General features: G+C 37.7%; 20 protein-coding genes. 19 read left to right on the forward strand and 1 reads right to left on the reverse strand.

Translation table 11 applies throughout. From position 1 onward, the window contains the following. Nucleotides 1–70 precede the first annotated feature (70 nt). The 5 genes from ACRD62_RS05225 (at nucleotide 71) to murI (ending at nucleotide 5,281) form a co-directional block, all read left to right on the forward strand. Nucleotides 71–2,638 (forward strand): BamA/OMP85 family outer membrane protein, encoded by a 2,568-nt coding sequence (locus ACRD62_RS05225; RefSeq protein WP_430819077.1) that lies wholly within the window; start codon nucleotides 71–73, stop codon nucleotides 2,636–2,638. A 65-nt stretch (nucleotides 2,639–2,703) separates the two neighbouring features. Beyond that, on the forward strand, nucleotides 2,704–3,216 hold the full coding sequence (locus ACRD62_RS05230; RefSeq protein WP_321407707.1) for an OmpH/Skp family outer membrane protein: 513 nt from the start codon (nucleotides 2,704–2,706) through the stop codon (nucleotides 3,214–3,216). A gap of 98 nt (nucleotides 3,217–3,314) precedes the next feature. Beyond that, nucleotides 3,315–3,830: an OmpH/Skp family outer membrane protein gene (locus tag ACRD62_RS05235; protein ID WP_430819078.1), complete on the forward strand. Its 516-nt coding sequence runs from the start codon at nucleotides 3,315–3,317 to the stop codon at nucleotides 3,828–3,830. Nucleotides 3,831–3,858: 28 nt separating this feature from the next. After that, the gene (locus tag ACRD62_RS05240; RefSeq protein WP_321407709.1) at nucleotides 3,859–4,371 is read left to right on the forward strand and encodes an OmpH/Skp family outer membrane protein; all 513 of its coding nucleotides are present in this window, start codon (nucleotides 3,859–3,861) and stop codon (nucleotides 4,369–4,371) included. An 85-nt stretch (nucleotides 4,372–4,456) separates the two neighbouring features. Next, complete coding sequence (murI, locus tag ACRD62_RS05245; protein WP_430819079.1) at nucleotides 4,457–5,281, forward strand: glutamate racemase; 825 nt, start codon at nucleotides 4,457–4,459, stop codon at nucleotides 5,279–5,281. A gap of 35 nt (nucleotides 5,282–5,316) precedes the next feature. On the opposite strand, the gene ACRD62_RS05250 is transcribed toward murI, so the two are convergent. Then, nucleotides 5,317–5,835, reverse strand: coding sequence for a gamma carbonic anhydrase family protein (locus ACRD62_RS05250; protein WP_430819080.1), 519 nt, complete (start codon nucleotides 5,833–5,835; stop codon nucleotides 5,317–5,319). A gap of 324 nt (nucleotides 5,836–6,159) precedes the next feature. Here ACRD62_RS05250 and ACRD62_RS05255 point away from each other — a divergent pair, with 324 nt between their 5' ends. The 14 genes from ACRD62_RS05255 to hisA all read left to right on the forward strand — a co-directional run bounded on the left by ACRD62_RS05255 (nucleotide 6,160) and on the right by hisA (nucleotide 19,680). Continuing rightward, a complete protein-coding gene (locus tag ACRD62_RS05255) occupies nucleotides 6,160–8,007 on the forward strand; it encodes a 2-oxoacid:acceptor oxidoreductase subunit alpha (RefSeq protein WP_430819081.1) in 1,848 nt (615 codons plus the stop codon). A 3-nt stretch (nucleotides 8,008–8,010) separates the two neighbouring features. Further along, nucleotides 8,011–9,027, forward strand: a complete 1,017-nt coding sequence (locus ACRD62_RS05260; protein ID WP_430819082.1) for a 2-oxoacid:ferredoxin oxidoreductase subunit beta — start codon at nucleotides 8,011–8,013, stop codon at nucleotides 9,025–9,027. A 383-nt stretch (nucleotides 9,028–9,410) separates the two neighbouring features. Beyond that, on the forward strand, nucleotides 9,411–10,826 hold the full coding sequence (locus ACRD62_RS05265) for an anthranilate synthase component I family protein (protein WP_430819083.1): 1,416 nt from the start codon (nucleotides 9,411–9,413) through the stop codon (nucleotides 10,824–10,826). A gap of 50 nt (nucleotides 10,827–10,876) precedes the next feature. Continuing rightward, the gene (locus tag ACRD62_RS05270; RefSeq protein WP_430819084.1) at nucleotides 10,877–11,446 is read left to right on the forward strand and encodes an anthranilate synthase component II; all 570 of its coding nucleotides are present in this window, start codon (nucleotides 10,877–10,879) and stop codon (nucleotides 11,444–11,446) included. 118 nt (nucleotides 11,447–11,564) lie between these two features. Next, nucleotides 11,565–12,560: an anthranilate phosphoribosyltransferase gene (gene trpD, locus ACRD62_RS05275; RefSeq protein WP_430819085.1), complete on the forward strand. Its 996-nt coding sequence runs from the start codon at nucleotides 11,565–11,567 to the stop codon at nucleotides 12,558–12,560. A 9-nt stretch (nucleotides 12,561–12,569) separates the two neighbouring features. Further along, complete coding sequence (gene trpC / locus ACRD62_RS05280; protein ID WP_430819086.1) at nucleotides 12,570–13,355, forward strand: indole-3-glycerol phosphate synthase TrpC; 786 nt, start codon at nucleotides 12,570–12,572, stop codon at nucleotides 13,353–13,355. A gap of 3 nt (nucleotides 13,356–13,358) precedes the next feature. Then, a complete protein-coding gene (locus ACRD62_RS05285; protein WP_430819087.1) occupies nucleotides 13,359–14,015 on the forward strand; it encodes a phosphoribosylanthranilate isomerase in 657 nt (218 codons plus the stop codon). A gap of 269 nt (nucleotides 14,016–14,284) precedes the next feature. Then, complete coding sequence (gene trpB / locus ACRD62_RS05290; protein WP_430819088.1) at nucleotides 14,285–15,478, forward strand: tryptophan synthase subunit beta; 1,194 nt, start codon at nucleotides 14,285–14,287, stop codon at nucleotides 15,476–15,478. Between the two features lie 81 nt (nucleotides 15,479–15,559). After that, complete coding sequence (trpA, locus tag ACRD62_RS05295; RefSeq protein WP_430819089.1) at nucleotides 15,560–16,339, forward strand: tryptophan synthase subunit alpha; 780 nt, start codon at nucleotides 15,560–15,562, stop codon at nucleotides 16,337–16,339. A 149-nt stretch (nucleotides 16,340–16,488) separates the two neighbouring features. Beyond that, complete coding sequence (gene purU, locus ACRD62_RS05300) at nucleotides 16,489–17,346, forward strand: formyltetrahydrofolate deformylase (protein WP_430819090.1); 858 nt, start codon at nucleotides 16,489–16,491, stop codon at nucleotides 17,344–17,346. 18 nt (nucleotides 17,347–17,364) lie between these two features. Then, nucleotides 17,365–17,886: a peroxiredoxin family protein gene (locus ACRD62_RS05305; RefSeq protein ID WP_430819091.1), complete on the forward strand. Its 522-nt coding sequence runs from the start codon at nucleotides 17,365–17,367 to the stop codon at nucleotides 17,884–17,886. A 56-nt stretch (nucleotides 17,887–17,942) separates the two neighbouring features. Next, nucleotides 17,943–18,293, forward strand: a complete 351-nt coding sequence (locus tag ACRD62_RS05310) for a four helix bundle protein (protein WP_430819092.1) — start codon at nucleotides 17,943–17,945, stop codon at nucleotides 18,291–18,293. A 1-nt stretch (nucleotide 18,294) separates the two neighbouring features. Beyond that, nucleotides 18,295–18,951, forward strand: coding sequence for an imidazole glycerol phosphate synthase subunit HisH (gene hisH / locus ACRD62_RS05315; RefSeq protein ID WP_430819093.1), 657 nt, complete (start codon nucleotides 18,295–18,297; stop codon nucleotides 18,949–18,951). 3 nt (nucleotides 18,952–18,954) lie between these two features. Then, nucleotides 18,955–19,680: a 1-(5-phosphoribosyl)-5-[(5-phosphoribosylamino)methylideneamino]imidazole-4-carboxamide isomerase gene (gene hisA / locus ACRD62_RS05320; RefSeq protein ID WP_430819094.1), complete on the forward strand. Its 726-nt coding sequence runs from the start codon at nucleotides 18,955–18,957 to the stop codon at nucleotides 19,678–19,680. The last annotated feature ends 22 nt before the right edge of the window (nucleotides 19,681–19,702 follow it).

Genomic DNA, 19,702 nt, shown 5'->3' on the forward strand with positions numbered 1-19,702 from the left:
TAATTGATACATCATGATTGAGTCATACATTAGTTATTCTTTGACCTTAACGAACAAACTGTAGAAGTAAATGAAAGGTATCTACTATTATAAGTATTTATTGGTTTTAGTATTATTCTTGTCAACAACGATTGCTATCGGACAGGATGCTGTTAATATTTCTTATTCAGGATCACCAAAACGCTACGAAATTGCAGAGATTGATGTAGTTGGTGTTGAAAATTTGGATCCTAAAATTCTCGTAAACATTAGTGGTTTAAGACCTGGCCAGGAGATTACTGTTCCGGGTGATGAAATTTCAGAAGCTGTTCGTCGCTACTGGGATCATGGTCTTTTCTCGGATGTCAAGATCAAAGCGAAAAAAATAGAAGGACGTAAAATCTATCTGGAAGTTTATCTGCAGGAACGTCCCCGATTATCCGAAATGACTTTTGTTGGGTTAAAGAAGAGTGAAATTGAAACGGTTCGTGAGAAAGTTGCCATGATGAAAGGTTCTCAGGTAACTCCATATTTAATTACGAGAGCTGAAAAATACATTACTGAATACTTTGTAAATAAGGGTTTTTACAATACAGAAGTTAACATTATTCAAAAAGATGATACACAAAAGGTGAATCATGTAGTGTTGGAAATTAATGTTGATAAAAAGGATAAAGTAAAAGTTGCGTCTCTGGTATTTGAAGGAAACGAGGTGCTTTCTGATGGAAAGTTAAATCGTGCCATGAAAAAGACCAATGAAAAAGGAAATATTTTAAACTTCTTCAGAACAAAGAAATTCATAACTGAAAAATATCAGGAAGATCTGGTTGCATTGATTGATAAATACAACGAGATTGGTCACCGCGATGCCCGTATTGTTTCACAGGAAGTTGTCAAGAATATTGAGGAAAACACAGTTGATGTGAAGATTACTCTGGAAGAAGGACAAAAATATTACTTTGGTGATATTTCGTGGGTTGGTAATACTATTTACCCAAGCGATTATCTTTCTTTTATATTGAGGATTAAAAAAGGAGATGTATTCAACCAGAAATTTTTAGCTGAACGTTTAACAGATGATGAAGATGCTGTTCAGAGCAAATATATGGACAATGGTTATTTGTTCTCAAATATTAATCCGGTTGAAGTAAGCGTGCAGGGTGATACCATTGATCTTGAAATGAGAATCTATGAAGGTCAACAGGCTACTATCAATGATGTAATCATTAAAGGAAATACTAAAACTCACGAGCATGTAGCCCGACGTGAAATCAGAACCAAACCAGGCCAGTTGTTTAGTAAGTCTGAGTTAATTCGTACGGTTCGAGAACTTGCTCAACTAGGTCACTTCGACCAGGAAAATATTGTGCCAGATGTGCGTCCAAATCAGGATAATGGTACCGTTGATCTTGTTTATCAATTAGAAGAGAAAGCAAATGACCAGATAGAACTTTCCGGAGGTTGGGGTGCCGGTATGTTTGTGGGATCACTTGGTTTGAAGTTTACCAATTTCTCAATGCGTAACATTTTTAACGGAGAAGCATGGAGACCACTTCCAACTGGTGATGGACAAACACTTGCCTTAAGAGCTCAGACAAACGGTAAATATTACCAATCGTATAGTTTATCGTTTACCGAACCTTGGTTAGGTGGTAAAAAACCAAACTCATTAAGTTTTTCTCTTTACCATTCTATTCAAACAGGTGTAAGCAGTAGTTACTACAATCCATATTCGAGTTATGGATATGGATCAAGCTACAACAGTTATTATCCAAACTACGATACTAACCAGCACATGAATATTTCTGGTGTGTCTGTAGGTTTTGGTAAGCGTTTAAGATGGCCTGATGACTGGTTTACTTTATATACAGAAGTAAGTTACCAGCGTTACGACTTATTGGACTGGAACTATTTTATTATGCAGAACGGTATTTCAAATAACCTGAACTTTAAAGTTATGTTGAGCCGTCGTTCAATTGATAATCCAATCTATACTCGTAGTGGTTCAGATTTCTCATTGGGATTGGAATTTACACCTCCATGGTCGATGTTCTCTGATAAAGACTGGTCTAAGCTGGACGCAACAGATACAGATGATCAGCAGGAATTGTATCAACGAATTGAATATCATAAGTGGACTTTTAAAGGATCTATCTTTAAACCTATCGACAATAAAGAAAAATTAGTTGTGATGGGTAAGATGGAAATGGGATTCCTGGGATATTATAATAAATATCTTAAATCTCCTTTCGAGAAGTTTATTCTTGGTGGTGATGGAATGTCGGGATATAGCATGTATGGTAGTGAAACAATTGGATTACGTGGTTACGAAAACTCTTCATTAACACCATATAATTCTACCGGTTCATACGATGGTAATATCTATAATAAATTAACCCTGGAGGTTAGATACCCATTGGCGTTGCAGCCTTCAGCAACCGTATTTGCATTAGCTTTCCTTGAAGCCGGTAATGCCTGGAGTTCATACGAAGACTTTAACCCATTTGAACTGAAACGTTCTGCAGGTGTTGGTTTACGAATTTTCTTGCCTATATTTGGGCTTATGGGAATTGATTGGGGTTATGGATTTGATGAAAGTCCATACAGACAAAACGCAGGAGGAAGTCAGTTCCACTTTGTGATAGGTCAAAGTTTCTAGTAATTAACAGGATAGGTGTTTGGTTTGATTTTTGTAATAAATTGAGAAACCAAAAATTAGCGACTATGAAAAATTTAGTTTTAGTAGCATTATTATTTGTAAGCACATTGGTTAGTGCACAAAAATATGCATTCGTTGATTCCGAATATATTCTTCGTAATATTCCTGCTTATGAAGCTGCCAATGAACAATTGAATCAGCTTTCTGGTAAATGGCAAAAGGAAATTGAAGCAAGGTTTGAGGAAGTATCTCAATTATATCAGGCCTATCAAACCGAGAATGTATTTCTCTCTAGCGAGATGAAAGTGAAGCGTGAAAATGAGATTGTAGAAAAAGAAAAGGAAGCAAAGCAATTGCAGCAATCTTATTTTGGCCAAAATGGTGAACTCTTTAAACGCAGAGAATCGCTTATCAAACCAATTCAGGATGATATTTTTAATGCGATAACAGAAATCGCAGCCGATAATAATTATTTAGCCGTATTTGATAAAGCATCAGGTATGGGCATTATGTATGTGGATCCAAAACAGGATATCAGTGATGATGTTTTGGTGAAACTCGGATATAAAAATGAGTAGAATAGAAAAATAGATTAGTAAGAAATAGCACGCAGAGAAAGAAAAACAGTTAATCAATGCAGGTTATATCTTATGCTTTTAAGAATTAACAAGAAAGTATGATGAATAAGCTTATAGGAATATTTATGCTGATTCTTCTGGGGACTTTTACCTTGAATGCGCAACAACCAATGAAGTTCGGTCATTTGAATTCGAACGAATTGATGACGATTATGCCTGAATTTAAGGAAATGCAGTCTCAGTTAGAGGCTGATTTTAAAGTGAAAGAAGATCAATTAGCTGTAATGCAAGAGGATTTGCAAAAGAAACAGCAGGAATATCAGCAAACTGCAACTGCCTTAACACCGGCTGAACGTCAGGCAAAAGAGAGTGAAATGGGTGAAATGAGCCAAAAAGTTCAAAACTATTACTTGTTGGCCCAACAACAAATGCAGGCTAAACAAAATGAATTAACAGCACCTATCATTCAAAAATTAAAAACTGCCATTACAGAAGTAGGTGATGAAAATGGGTTCTTATATATATTTGATCTTGCATCTAGAGTGCCTGTTTTTAATTCTGAAAAAAGTATAGATGTTACCCCATTAGTAAAAGCAAAGTTGGGGATACAGTAATTTTTAATGACTAAGAAATAAAAAGTATATGAAATTAGTAAAAGTATTCGTCGTAGTTATAGCATTTGCTTTTTCAGGAAAGGCTTTTGCTCAGGAGTTAAAGTTTGGTCATATCGATATTCAGAAAGTAGTAGCTGAACTTCCTGCTAAAATTGAGGCTGATAAAACTCTACAAAGTGAGGCTACTAAATTGCAAAATCAATTGCAGGTAATGCAGAGTGAGTTAGAAAAAATGTATACTGATTACGTATCTCAAAGAGATAGTTTACCTGACTTAATCCGCGCTACAAAGGAAAAAGAAATGCAGGATAAGGACCAGCGTTTGCAACAATACAGTCAAATGGCTCAGCAGGAGATACAAAAGAAAGAACAACAATTGTTAGCGCCTATTATCGAAAAAGTACAAAAGGCTATTGAAGAAGTAGGACAGGAACAAGGTTTGATTTATATCTTCGATATTAGCTCTCAGGTTGTAGTTTATCATTCTGAAAAAAGTATTGATTGCGGTGATTTGGTAAAAGCTAAAGTTAACGCACAATAATTAAAATATTATTCGAAAGAATGAGCGGGTGACTTTTTAAAGTCACCCGCTTTTGTATCTTTAAGGTTATAATTTAATTATTACAATGAATAAAATTGGTCCGATTGCAGTTTTTGATTCAGGTTATGGAGGCCTTACTGTGTTAGATAAAATTATTAAGCACTTACCGCAATACGACTATATTTATTTGGGTGATAATGCCCGCACCCCATATGGTACCCGATCGTTTGAAGTGGTTTATGAATACACGCTTCAGGCTGTTAGTCGACTTTTTGATATGGGAGCTCATTTAGTTATCCTGGCTTGCAATACAGCTTCAGCCAAAGCATTACGTAGTATTCAGCAAAAAGATCTGCCTCTAATTGATCCACAAAGAAGGGTTTTGGGTGTCATTCGGCCCAGTGTTGAAAAGGTAAACGAATTAAGTCAATCAGGTCATGTGGGTATAGTTGGAACCTCTGGTACCGTTCAATCCGAATCATATCTTATGGAGATAGCAAAGTTATTTCCGGATATTCAGGTATCACAGGAAGCTTGTCCGATGTGGGTACCTTTAGTTGAGAATAATGAATTTGATAGTGAAGGAGCAGATTATTTTGTGAAGAAAAATGTCAATTCACTATTATATAAAGATGCTTCGATTGACGCAGTAATTTTAGGTTGTACACACTATCCTTTACTTATACCCAAGATTAAGAAATATTTGCCTGAAGGTGTAAATGTTATTGAACAGGGAGATATCGTAGGAGAAAGTCTGAAAGATTATTTACAACGCCATCCTGAGATGGAGAAAAAGTGCTCAAAAAATGGTTCGGTACATTTTTACACTACTGAGAGTACTGATAAGTTTAAACAGACAGCAGGTATTTTCTTTAGTGGAGATATAAGAGTTGAGCATATTCGTTTATAGCTGCCGGAATATTGAAACCCCGACAGCTTTAATATTTAGTCTTCTTTATACCAACCTGCATACATAAGGTAATTGTTGGCTATTTTATTGATCATTTCCTTCGTTTGATTCGGCTCGATATCTTTCACCTTTTTAGCAGGAACTCCTGCGTAAACACTATTGGGTTCAACAATTGTACCGGTTAGAACAAGTGAGTTTGCGGCAATAATGGAGTTTGACCCAACCACCACATGATCTAACACTGTTGCACCAATACCTATTAGCACATTGTCTTCAATTTTGGCTCCGTGAATGGTTACATTATGGCCAATTGAAACGTTGTCGCCAATTTCGATGGTGGATTTCTGGTACAGTGTATGCAGAACAGATCCATCCTGAATATTCACTTTATTACCAATGCGAATCGAATTAACATCTCCTCGTAACACTGCATTAAACCATATACTGCAGTCATCTCCTATCTCTACATCTCCAATAACAGTAGCGTTTTCAGCTAAATAAACATTGTTGCCGATCTTAGGAGTAAATCCTCTTACTTCTTTAATTAATGCCATTGTATAGGTGGTATTTATAATTATTTCAAATTTGAGTGTCACAAAAATACAACCATCTGCTTAAGAAATTACATTCAGGTGCTTTGATTATTGTTTTTTCATAAGAAAATATTGACTTTTTCAGGTAAACATTCAAAACGTGTTGTAAAACAGCTTTTAAAAAGTGTATGAATATGACAAAGATCACTTATTGAAGATATGCTTATCAATACCTTTACTTTAAATTTTGATAGAATTTAATGTGTCCTTAACTTAGGTTTTAGCATTTGTCTCTTATGGAGATAGATGCTTATAGTTAATAAATAACCGACGTACTTAACGATCATGGGTAAAAGATCAAAAGTTATTGAGAAAGAGGAAGTGGTTGTAAGGTTCTCAGGCGATTCCGGTGACGGAATGCAGCTAACCGGAACCTTATTTTCTTACACTTCAGCAATTTTTGGAAATGATATATCTACATTTCCGGATTATCCGGCCGAAATAAGGGCCCCACAAGGAACAATAAGCGGAGTCTCCGGTTTTCAGGTTCATTTTGGACATTCAGAGGTTTATACACCAGGTGATTATTGTGATGTATTGGTCGCAATGAATCCTGCTGCCTTAAAAGCGAATGCCAAATGGATGAAACCAGGTGGAACAATTATTCTGGATGTTGACAGTTGCGATGAGAAGAATCTTATCAAAGCAGGATATGAAACAGATGATCCGATTATTGAAGATAAACTGGGTGATTATCATATCGTAAAAGCTCCTATTACGACACTTACGAAGGAAAGCTTGAAAGATATGGGACTGGATAATAAAAGTATACTACGAAGTAAAAACATGTATGCTTTAGGACTGGTTTACTGGCTTTTTGATCGTCCGTTGGATCACACCCGTGAATATATTCAAAAGAAATTTGCCAAAAAACCATTGATTGTTGAGGCAAATCTTAAGGTGTTGAGTGATGGTTATAACTATGGTAATATCATACAGGCTGTAACGCCATCATATCATATTCATCCTGCCGACATTAAAAAAGGAAAATATCGTAATTTAAGCGGTAATGTGGCTGTTGCATGGGGTTTTTTGGCGGCAGCTGAAAAAAGTAACCTTCAACTGTTTTTGGGTTCGTATCCTATAACACCGGCCACAGAGATTCTACAGGAGTTAAGTGCCCGTAAAGATTTAGGTGTCAAAGTTTTTCAGGCCGAAGATGAAATAGCAGGTATTTGTACGGCTATCGGGGCAAGTTTTTCAGGTAGTCTTGCAATTACTACTACATCGGGTCCTGGTTTAGCATTGAAAGGAGAAGCTATTGGGTTGGCTGTTATGGCTGAACTTCCGATTGTTATTGTTAATGTGCAGCGAGGTGGACCATCAACCGGTTTGCCTACTAAAACAGAGCAGTCTGACCTGATGCAGGCATTATATGGACGTAATGGTGAGAGCCCTGTTGTGGTAATTGCTGCGAGCTCACCAACCAATAGTTTTGATTATGCCTTTTATGCTGCCAAGGTTGCTGTTGAACACATGACTCCGGTAATATTGTTAACTGATGGTTTTATAGCAAACGGTACTCAGCCATGGTTAATACCTGATTTAGCTGATTGGCCCGAAATAAAAGTGCCGTTTGTTACAGAAAAAATAGATGATTGGCATCCTTACCTGCGCGATCCGGAAAAATTATCTCGATACTGGGCTACACCTGGTACCAAAGGGTTTGAACACCGATTGGGAGGTTTGGAAAAAGATGCAGTGACCGGAGCTGTTTCTCATGATGCTTTAAATCATCAGCGAATGGTTGAGTTACGTGAAGAAAAAGTTCAGAAAGTAGCCAATTTTATTCCTGAATTGGAAGTGATTGGTGAGGATGATGCTGATTTGTTAGTTGTTGGATGGGGTGGCACATTTGGCCATTTATTCACAGCGGTTGATGAGCTTACACATGAAGGACATAATGTTGCTCTGGCACATTTTAATTATATCAAACCACTTCCTTTAAATACAAAAGAAGTATTGAAACGATATAAAAAGATTGTTGTTTGTGAATTGAATATGGGGCAATTTGCCAATTATCTTACGATGAATTTTCCTGAATTCAAATATAAAAAGTTTAATAAGGTACAAGGTCAACCATTTACCGTTATTGAGTTGAAAGAACATTTTATAACATTGCTGGAGGAATAGAAAATGTCTGTAGAAAGTCAAATTAAATTTACTGATTTCAAAAGTGATCAGAGTGTTAAGTGGTGTCCTGGTTGTGGCGACCATGCAATTCTGAATTCTGTTCAAAAAGCAATGGCTAATTTGGGCTATTCAAAAGAAGAGGTAGCTGTAATTTCAGGTATCGGATGTTCATCGCGTTTCCCTTATTACATGGAGACTTATGGATTTCATACCATTCACGGACGAGGTTCAGCTATTGCTTCGGGAGTGAAAGTGGCTAACCCAAGATTAAAAGTTTGGCAGATTACCGGAGATGGTGATGCATTAGCTATCGGAGGTAATCACTTTATACATACCATTCGCCGTAATGTTGATTTGAATGTAATTCTATTTAATAACCAGATTTACGGATTAACAAAAGGACAGTATTCACCAACTTCAAAACGTGGGTTTATATCTAAAACTTCTCCTTTCGGAACCGTTGAGTCACCTTTCCGTCCGGGAGAATTATGTATTGGTGCACGGGGACATTTCTTTGCCCGTTGTATTGATAAAGATTTGAAACATTCGGTTGAAATGATGGAAGAAGCTGCCGCTCATGAGGGTACTTCTATCATTGAGATATTGCAAAACTGTGTGATCTATAATGATAAAACGCATAATGCAATAACAGATAAGGCACACTCTGAGGATCGTACCATTAAACTCGAACATGGAAAACCTATGATTTTTGGCAAAGACAGAAATAAAGGTTTAGTGCTTGATGGTTTGAATCTAAAAGTGGAGACCATTGGTCAGAATGGTATTACAGAAGCAGATATACTAATTCACGATGCTCATTGTGAGGATACTACTTTGCATCTGAAATTGGCAGATATGGAATATCCTGATTATCCTGTTGCTCTTGGTGTGATCCGTGCAGTTAAGGCACCTGTTTACGATCAATGTGTGGAGTCACAATTAAATGACGTTCAGGAAGTAAGTAAGATTAAGTCCTTTAAAGATTTAGTACATTCAGGTGATACCTGGGATGTAGAATAACAGACAGAATGAACACCTGTTTGGAGCCGCAGAGATATTCTTTGCGGCTTTTTAATTTCATCTTCATATGTGATTATAAGTCGCGAGTGATACTTTATCAGCAAATGAAGCTTTAAATAATCAAATTAAAAGAATATTTTGAATTTAATGGATAAAAATGGAATTGAATGTTTGGCATATATGAAATATATTTCTCATATTTGCATCTCAACAACGAGGAAATAATGAATTTGATTACAAAAAATACAGGCTGGTGGCACCATTTATATCTTTCAACAAGGGGTTGAGGGCCATAGCCGTATACAGTATAACGAACACAAGAAGGCTTACCTAACTCCAGGTAAGCCTTCTTTTTTTTAATTAAATTGTGTAAAAACTAAACCATGGAACTTAAAAATATAATTTGCAAAGCAACACCCATACCGGCTAATGTAGCTGATGTGACAACACCGGTAAGCTTATACCTTAAATTACGTGATGCTTATCCAAACACTATTTTATTGGAGAGTAGCGATTATCATGGAAATTCCAATTCGATGTCGTTTATCTGCTTTAATCCTGTTTATGATTTTATAGCCGATAGAGGGAAAGTGTTTTTGGGTGAAGCGCATAAAGATTTGGAGAGTATTACCATTGATAAGGTGAACAATGTTCCGCAGTTGCTCGATGAGTTTATTAAAAGTTTCAATGTTAAAAAAGAAAATTGCCCGGTTAAAGTAAATGGTCTTTTCGGATACACAACCTTTGATGCGGTGCAGTATTTCGATACACTTACTTTTGAATCACCTGTTTTGGATGAGCATAAAATTCCTGAAATGCGTTATACTTTTTACAAGTATATCATTGCTTTCAATCATTTTAGTAATCAATTGCACCTGATTGAAAACCTGAATGAGGGAGAACAATCAGCCGCAGGTGAATTGATAGATACCTTTTATAACAGGGCTTTACCTGCCTTCAATTTTGAACCGGCCAATAATGAAACTTCAAACCTTACGAATGAAGAGTACATGGCAATGGTAACCAAGGGAAAAGAGCACTGTTTCAGAGGTGATGTTTTTCAGATTGTGTTATCACGTCAGTTCAAGCAATCATTTAAAGGCGATGAATTCAATGTTTACAGGGCTTTGCGAAACATTAATCCTTCGCCTTATTTGTTTTATTTCGATTACGGATCATATAAGATTTTTGGGTCTTCACCCGAAGCACAGCTGGTGATTCAAAACAATGAAGCAACAATCAATCCTATTGCCGGAACATTCAAGCGAACCGGAGATGATGTGAAAGATCAGGAGCTGGCCATTAAATTGAGTGAGGATGCCAAGGAGAACGCTGAACATGTAATGTTGGTTGATTTAGCCCGAAATGACCTAAGCCGTAATTGCGAGAAGGTGAAAGTAAATACCTATAAAGAGGTTCAGTATTACTCGCATGTATTACACCTGGTTTCGGATGTTAGCGGGCAATTGAAAGAAGGATCCATTGCTGCGCGAGTAATGGCTGATACTTTTCCGGCAGGAACTTTATCGGGAGCACCCAAATACAAAGCTATGCAGCTGATTGATTCTATCGAAAATCAAAACCGTGGATATTATGGTGGTTGCATAGGTAATATTGGTTTAGATGGAAGCTTTAATCAGGCTATCATGATTCGTTCTTTTCTAAGTAAAAACAATACCTTGTTTTATCAGGCCGGCGCTGGTGTGGTAAGCGAATCAAAAGAAGAAAATGAGTTGGCTGAAGTCAATAATAAATTGGGAGCATTGAAAAAAGCCATTGAAATGGCGCAAGATTTTTAATTTACATAACCAAGCTGTAAGCAATAAGCAGAAGCATTAAGCTATATATTATGAAGATTCTGATTCTGGATAATTACGATTCGTTTACATACAATCTGGTCCATTACGTTGAGGAGATTTTAAATGAAAAGGTGGATGTTTACCGCAATGATGAAATATCAATTGCAGAGGTGGATAAATACGAAAAGATTCTGTTGTCTCCGGGCCCGGGTATACCTGATGAAGCAGGCATATTAAAGGAACTTATCAAAACATATATGCCAACCAAAAGTATTTTAGGAGTATGTTTGGGTTGTCAGGCAATTGGTGAAGTATGTGGTGGCAGTATTCGAAACCTGAATAAGGTTTATCATGGAGTGGCTACAAAAGTAAAAGTCACTAGTAGAGATGAATATTTGTTTAACTCTATACCTGATGAATTCATGGCGGGCAGATATCATAGTTGGGTTGTGAATGAAGAAGATTTACCAGCTGAACTTACCATAACTTCGCGCGATGAGGAAGGTCAGATTATGGGTGTTTGCCACAAAGAGTATGATTTACGTGGAGTGCAGTTTCACCCCGAATCGGTTTTAACAGAGAACGGGAAACAAATGATTCGTAACTGGTTGGGAAAATAGTAAAGAAGTGCCTAGTGCCAAGTGAGAAGTGTTTAGAAGCATCATGAGTTTATCACTATAAAAGTCTTGCTACTTGTTACTCATAAAGGCCTAAAATGAACGATTTAATTTTAAACCAATGATTAAAACCATATTAAAAGAATTACTTAACTACGGAACCTTATCGCGGAGTCAGGCCAAGGAAATGTTGGTAAATATTGCAGCTGAAAGTTATAACCAGTCAGAGGTAGTTGCATTTCTTACAGTCTTTATGATGCGTCCGGTTACTGTAGAAGAGTTATCAGGCTTTAGAGATGCATTATTGGAATTGTGCCTAAGAGTTGATCTCTCAGAATTCAACACAATAGATATGTGTGGTACGGGTGGTGACGGTAAAAATACCTTTAATGTATCAACATTGGCTTCATTGGTTGTAGCCGGAGCCGGAGCAAAAGTGGCCAAACATGGTAATTACGGCGTTTCCTCTTCATGTGGTTCGTCCAATGTAATGGAATATCTGGGATATCAGTTCACCTCAGAAGAAGATAAGTTAAAAGAGCAATTAGAAAAAGCCAATATCTGTTTCTTGCATGCTCCTATGTTTCATCCTGCCATGAAGGCCGTTGGTCCAATCCGCAGAGAACTGGGATTAAAAACATTTTTTAATATGCTGGGGCCATTGGTTAATCCATCCTTCCCTCAGAATCAACTGGTGGGTGTTTTTAGTCTGGAACTGGCTCGTATTTATCAGTACATCTATCAGCAAACAAACAAAAACTACACAATAATTCATTCAATGGATGGATATGATGAGATTTCGTTGACGGGTGATTTTAAAGCCATCACACAAAATGGAGAACAAATGTATTCACCAAAAGATTTTGGAATGGATCCTGTTTCACCTGAAGATATCTTTGGCGGAAATACCATTCCTGAAGCTGCTGAAATATTTGTGAAGGTGTTGGAAGGAAACGGAACCAGGGCGCAAAATAGTGTGGTGATCGCCAATGCAGCTTCGGCTCTTCAATGCTATTACCCGGAAAAAAGTCTGGAACAATGTATTGAAGATGCTAAGAAATCATTGAGTGATGGTAAAGCTGCCGAAGTATTGTCAAACCTGTTGAGTCTGTCATAAATTTGTACAATGAATATTCTTGATAAAATAATTCTGCGGAAGAAGGAGGAAGTGGCAGAGGCAAAAGCAAAAGTTACAATTGAAACATTGAAGCAGTCGGAGGCCTTTGGACTAAAGGTACCTTCTTTGAAAGCCTATTTAACTGATCCGTCCAAATCGGGGGTGATTACTGAGTTCAAACGTCAGTCGCCATCCAAAGGTGTTATTAACGGAAAGGCTCAGGTGAAAGATGTGGTTGCAGCCTACGAAAAGGCAGGAGCTTCAGCACTATCAGTTTTAACAGATACCGATTTCTTCGGAGGAACATTTGAGGATTTGAAAGAAGCTCGTTCTGTGACATCAATTCCTGTTTTGCGAAAAGACTTTATGGTGGATCCTTACCAGATGTTTGAAGCAAAATCAATCGGTGCCAGTGCCATTTTATTGATTGCTGCTTGTCTTTCAAATCAGCAGGCTGAAGAGTTGGGAGCAGCGGCACATGAATTGGGTTTGGAGGTACTAATGGAACTTCACGACGAAAGTGAATTGGAGCGATTGAACCAATATGTTGATGTGGTTGGAATCAACAACCGTAACCTTAAAACTTTTGAAGTAAATTTAAAGCATTCCGTTGCTTTAGCTCAGCAATTACCCAAAGATAAGATACGCATTTCGGAGAGTGGAATACATTCAGCTGACGATGTGTTTTACTTAAGAGAGAATGGTTTTGATGGTTTTCTGATTGGAGAGAACTTCATGAAAACGAATGATCCTGGTCAGGCGTGTATCGATTTTTGTAAAGCTATCAAGCGATAAGTGATGAAGCATCTGCCCCAGATAAAAATATGCGGAATGCGCGATCCTGATAATATCAGGGAGGTTTTGAAGCTGTATCCCGATTATTTGGGATTCATCTTTTATCCTAATTCGCCTCGCTTTGTGAAGGATTATCCTGCAGTTGATTTTCCTTCATCAGTGAAGAAAGTTGGGGTGTTTGTAAATGCATCGGAGCGTGAGATTCGCGAAAAGAAAATCAGCTTTGGTCTGGATGTTTTGCAGCTTCACGGGGATGAATCGCCTGAGTTGTGTCATATACTCAAACAAAGTGGAGTTGAGATAATAAAAGTATTCAGGGTAGATGAGAATTTTGATTTTGAGTTGGCCCGTAAGTACGAAGACTTTGTTGATTACTTTTTGTTTGATACGGCTACCAAAGAGTATGGCGGCAGTGGAAAGAAGTTCGACTGGCATTTATTGAAAGGTTATAATAATGCTCGCCCCATCTTTTTAAGCGGTGGAATCGGACCTGATGATGCAGCTTCCATCTTGGAGATTGAAGGACTCAACATTAAAGCCATTGATATTAATAGTTGTTTTGAGATTGAACCTGCTTTAAAAGACGTTGAAAAGTTACAAAAGTTTATTTCTGAAATAAGAAAGGGGATGAAAGAAACAATAGGTTTAAAAAGTGGATAAGTATTGGTTCGGCCTCATTAGGGATGATAGATGAGGTGATGAAGAGTTTTAGAAAGACCGGGAAGCTGAGAACTTGTTCGAAGATCACCCGGCCGTCCTTAGGCTCTTCGAAAATCAGTAATCATCCCTAATGCAGCCTTGATTTTCTTTGTTTCGTTTCTTGTATCAAGACAAGAAATGAAAAGCCCAGCGGCTAGAGCGAAACAAAATTATCAAGGGTAAATAATCGAAAGTGAGAAGAAAAAAAAAGATTGATTAAGAAATTCACAATGAGTGATAAAAGTAAATATCAAGTTGACGAAAACGGGATGTACGGTCGTTTTGGCGGAGCCTTTATTCCTGAGATGTTACAACCCAATATCGATAATCTGAAGAAGGTTTATCTCGATATAATCAATTCTGAAGCGTTTCAGAAAGAGTACAAGTCGTTGTTGAAAGATTACGTGGGGCGCCCTTCACCACTTTATCTGGCAAAGCGATTGTCTGCAAAATATAATACCAATGTCTATCTGAAACGTGAAGATCTGAATCATACAGGTGCCCATAAAGTAAATAATACCATTGGTCAGATTCTGATTGCAAAACATATGGGCAAAGAGCGAATTATTGCCGAAACCGGTGCCGGACAACACGGCGTGGCAACCGCGACTGCCTGTGCTTTAATGGGGTTGAAGTGTGTGGTTTACATGGGCGAGGTGGACATTAAACGTCAGGCGCCAAACGTGGCTCGTATGAAAATGTTGGGTGCCGAAGTGAAAGCTGCAAAATCGGGTAGTAAAACACTGAAAGATGCAACCAATGAAGCATTGCGTGATTGGATTTGTAATCCTGAAGATACTTTTTACTTGATTGGTTCTGTGGTTGGTCCACATCCTTATCCTGATATGGTTGCTCGTTTACAGGCTATCATAAGCGAGGAGATTGCATGGCAAATTAAAGAGCAAACAGATAAGGAATATCCCGATTATGTGATTGCCTGTGTTGGAGGAGGAAGTAATGCAGCTGGTTCATTTTATCATTTTCTGGATGATGAGCGGGTTAAATTAATTGCTGTTGAAGCTTCAGGTATGGGAGTTGATTCAGGAGAAACTGCTGCAACCATTGCAATGGGTGATTTGGGTGTGATTCATGGTAGCAAGACGTATTTGATGCAAAGTGATGATGGCCAGATTACAGAACCTTATTCAATCTCCGCAGGTTTGGATTATCCGGGTATTGGCCCTATCCATGCTCATCTGCATGATACCAAACGAGCTTCCATCATATCTGCAACTGATCAGGAAGCACTTGATTCAGCATTGGAATTAACTCAGCTGGAAGGCATCATTCCTGCATTGGAGTCGTCGCACGCTTTGGCTGCTTTGGGTAAGATGAAATTCAAGCCCGATGATGCCGTCGTAATTACTATCTCGGGTCGTGGCGATAAAGATATGGAGACTTATATGAATCGTTTTGGATTCTAGAATGAAAGTTAATCATAGATTTTAAGCGGTATGTTAGTCAACTACTGCCTACAGACTTAAAACTATTCAACTAAGATTAATATGAACAGAATACAAAAACTCTTACAAGAGAAAAAAAAAATATTCTCGGCTTATTATACTGCCGGTCATCCGCAACTGGAGGACACATTGCCTATTCTAGAAGCACTGCAGGAAGCCGGAACAGATTTGGTTGAGGTAGGTATGCCTTTTTCAGACCCTTTAGCTGATGGACCAACTATTCAGAAAAGTAGTGAAGAAGCACTTGAAAATGGTATGAGCATCAAAAAGCTTTTTGAGCAAATCAAGGAGATGCGCAAAACCATTGATATGCCTATTGTTTTAATGGGTTATTTTAATCCGGTTTTTAAATATGGAGTGGAAGCTTTTGTGGCTAAATGTAAAGAAGTAGGTGTTGATGGAGTCATTCTTCCTGATCTACCGTTTGATGAATACAAAGACAAGTATCAGCAGCTTTTTGAAGATGCCAATATTTCAAATATCTTCTTAATAACTCCACAAACTCCTGATGAACGTATTAAATTGATTGATGCTAACAGTAATGGCTTTATCTACATGGTTTCGTCGGCTGCTGTAACGGGTGCTAAAAGTGGTTTATCTGATCAACAATTGACATATTTCAACCGTGTAAATAACCTTGGTCTTAAAACACCGAGGATTATAGGATTTGGAATTAGTAATAAAGAAACTTTTACCACAGCCTGTCAATATGCTTCGGGTGCAATTGTTGGAAGTGCATTTGTCAAATTATTGGCTGAAAAAGGAGCAGATAAGACAGCGATCAATGATTTTGTGAAAAGTATAAAAGATACTTCCGAATAGGTTATGTGGTGGATTAATGTTATTAAGTAAGCTGAAGTTCTTTAAATCGAATAGATTTTGTGTGACTTGTAAATCAACTACTACCTACTGACTCCGATAGTTATCGGGGCTAACAAACTAAAATACGAACAACTAAACAATAAATTTAAATGAGAGAAACGGCTATTCTTCGGATACACTGTCCAGATCAACGAGGAATTGTGGCGAAAGTAACAGACTTTATACATCGTCACAATGGTAATGTGGTGTATCTAGATCAGCATACTGATTATAGTGAGGATCGTTTTTTTATGCGTGTGGAGTGGGATCTTGATGGATTTGAAATTCCAACGGATCAGATTAAAGATGTTATTCAGGAGAAACTGGCCTGGCCAATGGAAATGGTTTGGTCGTTGCAGTTCTCACATCAGGTGCCAAGGATGGCAATTTTTGTGAGTCGATCATCACACTGTTTATATGATTTATTAGCCCGCTACAGTGCCGGTGAATTAAAAGTTGAGATACCTTTAATTATCAGTAATCATAAGGATCTGGAAAAGGTGGCCAAGCAATTTGGACTTCCTTTTTATTGCCTTCCTGTTACAAAAGATAATAAAGAGGAAATGGAGAAAGAACAGATTCGACTATTGGAAGAGAATAATGTTGATTTTATTGTGTTGGCTCGTTACATGCAGATTCTTTCGTCTGAATTTAATGAGTTGTATCCAAACAGAATCATTAATATCCACCACTCATTCTTACCAGCATTTGCCGGAGCCAAACCATACCATGCAGCTCATTCAAGAGGTGTCAAGATTATTGGTGCCACAGGACATTATGTAACATCTGATCTGGATGCAGGTCCAATCATTGAGCAGGATGTAACAAGAATTACACATCATGATACCGTTCAGAGCCTGGTTCAGAAAGGTAAGGATATAGAAAAAATTGTGCTTTCAAGAGCCGTTCAGGCGCATGTTGATCGCAAAACGCTGGTGTATAAAAACAAAACAATCATCTTTGCATAAAATTTAAATATTATGGTGATGAAGAAAATCATTTTATCATTCTTATTATCTGTTTTTTGTATTGCGCTTTTTGCTCAGGCAGCTCCCGATGACAGAGGATATATTGTGAAATTAGGAGACAAAGCGCCTGATTTTGAAATGGAACTCACTGATGGTACAAAAGTGAAGTTATCCGATTTAAAAGGACAGGTTGTAATGCTACAGTTTACCGCGTCGTGGTGTGGAGTTTGTCGAAAAGAAATGCCACATATCGAAGAGCAAATCTGGCAGGCCTATAAAGATAAGGGATTGCAAGTGTTTGGTGTGGACCGTGATGAGCCTGTGAAGAAAGCACTGGAATTGAAAGAAGATACTAAAATTACTTATAGTATAGGGCTCGATCCTGGAGCTGATATTTTTGGTTTGTATGCCGATAAGCAAGCTGGTGTTACGCGTAATGTTTTGATTGATAGAGACGGGAAAATTATCTTTTTGACCAGACTATTCAATGAAGAAGAGTTTGCTGCTTTGGTTAAGAGAATTGGAGAGGAGTTAGAATAAGTCCGTAGTAGAAAGTCCGAAGTCCGAGAAGTGATATTAACTCAAATCTACATATTATGAAATCATTTAGAGAATTGATAGTATGGCAAAAGTCAATGGATTTTGTAACTGAAGTTTATGAATTAACATCAGCTTTTCCTGAAGATGAGAAATTTGGTTTGACAAATCAGATTCGTAGGGCATCGGTCTCAATTCCATCTAATATTGCAGAAGGATTCGGTAGGAAATCGGATGGAGACTTCGGAAGATTTCTTTCCATTGCAATTGGATCGAACTATGAAGTGCAAACTCAGTTGGAAATTGCAAAGAATGTAGGTTATCTGGAACTGGGTGATTTGAATAGGGCTATTAATGAGCTGGAAGAAATTGATAAAATGTTGAAGGGCTTAAAATCAAAAATGAAATAATATGAATGAAAATTCAGAAAACCATACTTCGGACTCCCAGCTCGGGGCTCCGGACTCTCAAAAGATCGTAATCATAAAATACAATGCCGGTAATATTCGATCTGTTTTAAATGCTTTAAACAGGTTGGGTTACGAGGCAGAGATATCAGCAGATCCAGAGGTAATTAGAAATACAGATAAAGTTATTTTTCCAGGAGTAGGTGAAGCCAGTACCACAATGAAATATCTTAGAGAAACAGGGTTGGACAAATTAATTGTGAGTTTAAAACAACCTGTTTTGGGTATTTGTCTGGGTATGCAGTTGATGTGCAGCTGGTCGGAAGAAGGTGATGTTGATTGCCTGGGTATTTTTGATGAAAAAGTACGCAAGTTTCAATTACCTGAAGGAAATCCTGATAATATTAAGATTCCTCATATGGGTTGGAACTCCATCTTTGATGTCAAAAGCAATTTGTTTGATGCATCTTTAGAGGGTGAGTATGTATATTTTGTGCATAGTTTTTATGTTGCCAAAGGTCCCGATACAGCAGCTACTACCAAGTATATTGTGGATTATAGTTCTGCATTGCAGAAAGATAATTTTTATGCAACACAGTTTCATCCCGAGAAAAGCGGATCGGTTGGGGAACGTATCCTTTCTAATTTCTTAAGTCTGTAAACAATGGGAAAAATAGATATTATACCTGCCATTGATATTATCGAAGGCAAATGTGTTCGATTGAGTCAGGGTGATTATACCAGTAAAAAGGTTTATAACGAAGATCCTTTGGAAGTGGCTCGTGAGTTTGAAGATAATGGAATCAAGCGCTTACATGTGGTCGATCTGGATGGTGCCAAAGCTGGTCATATCATTAATTATAAAACCCTTGAGAATATTGCTGGCAAAACAAATCTGGTGATTGATTTTGGTGGGGGCTTAAAAACTACTGAAGATTTGAGAATTGCCTTTGAATGTGGAGCGCAGATGATTACAGGAGGTAGTATTGCTGTTAAAAATCGACCTGAGTTTGAAGGGTGGATTGAGCAATACGGTAGCGATAAAATCATTCTTGGAGCAGATGCAAAAGACAATAAAATAGCAGTAACCGGTTGGATTGAAGAGACCGATCAGGAGCTGATACCTTTCATCAAAGATTATTCTGCAAAGGGCATTCAAAAAGTTATTTGTACCGATATCAGTAAAGATGGTATGTTACAGGGGCCGGCCATTGAATTATACAAAGATATTCTTGCTGAGATTCCTGGTTTATACCTGGTGGCCAGTGGAGGAGTTAGTAATATTGATGATATTGAAAAACTGGCTGAGGCAAATGTACCTGCAGTTATTTTTGGAAAGGCGATATATGAGGGTAGGATTGAGTTGAAAGAGTTGCATAGATTCCTTTAAATAGGCAGTAGGATTTAGGCAG

This window comes from Carboxylicivirga caseinilyticus, from assembly GCF_050589785.1.
GTDB lineage: Bacteria > Bacteroidota > Bacteroidia > Bacteroidales > Marinilabiliaceae > Carboxylicivirga > Carboxylicivirga caseinilyticus.

Excerpts from the sequence above, each read along its gene's own strand:
- trpC (WP_430819086.1), top strand. The coding sequence starts at position 12,570 with ATGAATATTCTTGATAAAATAATTCTGCGGAAGAAGGAGGAAGTGGCA.
- hisA (WP_430819094.1), top strand. The coding sequence starts at position 18,955 with ATGGGAAAAATAGATATTATACCTGCCATTGATATTATCGAAGGCAAA.
- ACRD62_RS05240 (WP_321407709.1), top strand. The coding sequence starts at position 3,859 with ATGAAATTAGTAAAAGTATTCGTCGTAGTTATAGCATTTGCTTTTTCA.
- trpA (WP_430819089.1), top strand. The coding sequence starts at position 15,560 with ATGAACAGAATACAAAAACTCTTACAAGAGAAAAAAAAAATATTCTCG.
- ACRD62_RS05255 (WP_430819081.1), top strand. The coding sequence starts at position 6,160 with ATGGGTAAAAGATCAAAAGTTATTGAGAAAGAGGAAGTGGTTGTAAGG.
- purU (WP_430819090.1), top strand. The coding sequence starts at position 16,489 with ATGAGAGAAACGGCTATTCTTCGGATACACTGTCCAGATCAACGAGGA.
- ACRD62_RS05230 (WP_321407707.1), top strand. The coding sequence starts at position 2,704 with ATGAAAAATTTAGTTTTAGTAGCATTATTATTTGTAAGCACATTGGTT.
- ACRD62_RS05250 (WP_430819080.1), bottom strand. The coding sequence starts at position 5,835 with ATGGCATTAATTAAAGAAGTAAGAGGATTTACTCCTAAGATCGGCAAC.
- ACRD62_RS05270 (WP_430819084.1), top strand. The coding sequence starts at position 10,877 with ATGAAGATTCTGATTCTGGATAATTACGATTCGTTTACATACAATCTG.
- ACRD62_RS05225 (WP_430819077.1), top strand. The coding sequence starts at position 71 with ATGAAAGGTATCTACTATTATAAGTATTTATTGGTTTTAGTATTATTC.
- ACRD62_RS05235 (WP_430819078.1), top strand. The coding sequence starts at position 3,315 with ATGATGAATAAGCTTATAGGAATATTTATGCTGATTCTTCTGGGGACT.
- ACRD62_RS05265 (WP_430819083.1), top strand. The coding sequence starts at position 9,411 with ATGGAACTTAAAAATATAATTTGCAAAGCAACACCCATACCGGCTAAT.
- ACRD62_RS05305 (WP_430819091.1), top strand. The coding sequence starts at position 17,365 with ATGAAGAAAATCATTTTATCATTCTTATTATCTGTTTTTTGTATTGCG.
- trpD (WP_430819085.1), top strand. The coding sequence starts at position 11,565 with ATGATTAAAACCATATTAAAAGAATTACTTAACTACGGAACCTTATCG.
- ACRD62_RS05285 (WP_430819087.1), top strand. The coding sequence starts at position 13,359 with ATGAAGCATCTGCCCCAGATAAAAATATGCGGAATGCGCGATCCTGAT.
- murI (WP_430819079.1), top strand. The coding sequence starts at position 4,457 with ATGAATAAAATTGGTCCGATTGCAGTTTTTGATTCAGGTTATGGAGGC.
- trpB (WP_430819088.1), top strand. The coding sequence starts at position 14,285 with ATGAGTGATAAAAGTAAATATCAAGTTGACGAAAACGGGATGTACGGT.
- ACRD62_RS05310 (WP_430819092.1), top strand. The coding sequence starts at position 17,943 with ATGAAATCATTTAGAGAATTGATAGTATGGCAAAAGTCAATGGATTTT.
- ACRD62_RS05260 (WP_430819082.1), top strand. The coding sequence starts at position 8,011 with ATGTCTGTAGAAAGTCAAATTAAATTTACTGATTTCAAAAGTGATCAG.
- hisH (WP_430819093.1), top strand. The coding sequence starts at position 18,295 with ATGAATGAAAATTCAGAAAACCATACTTCGGACTCCCAGCTCGGGGCT.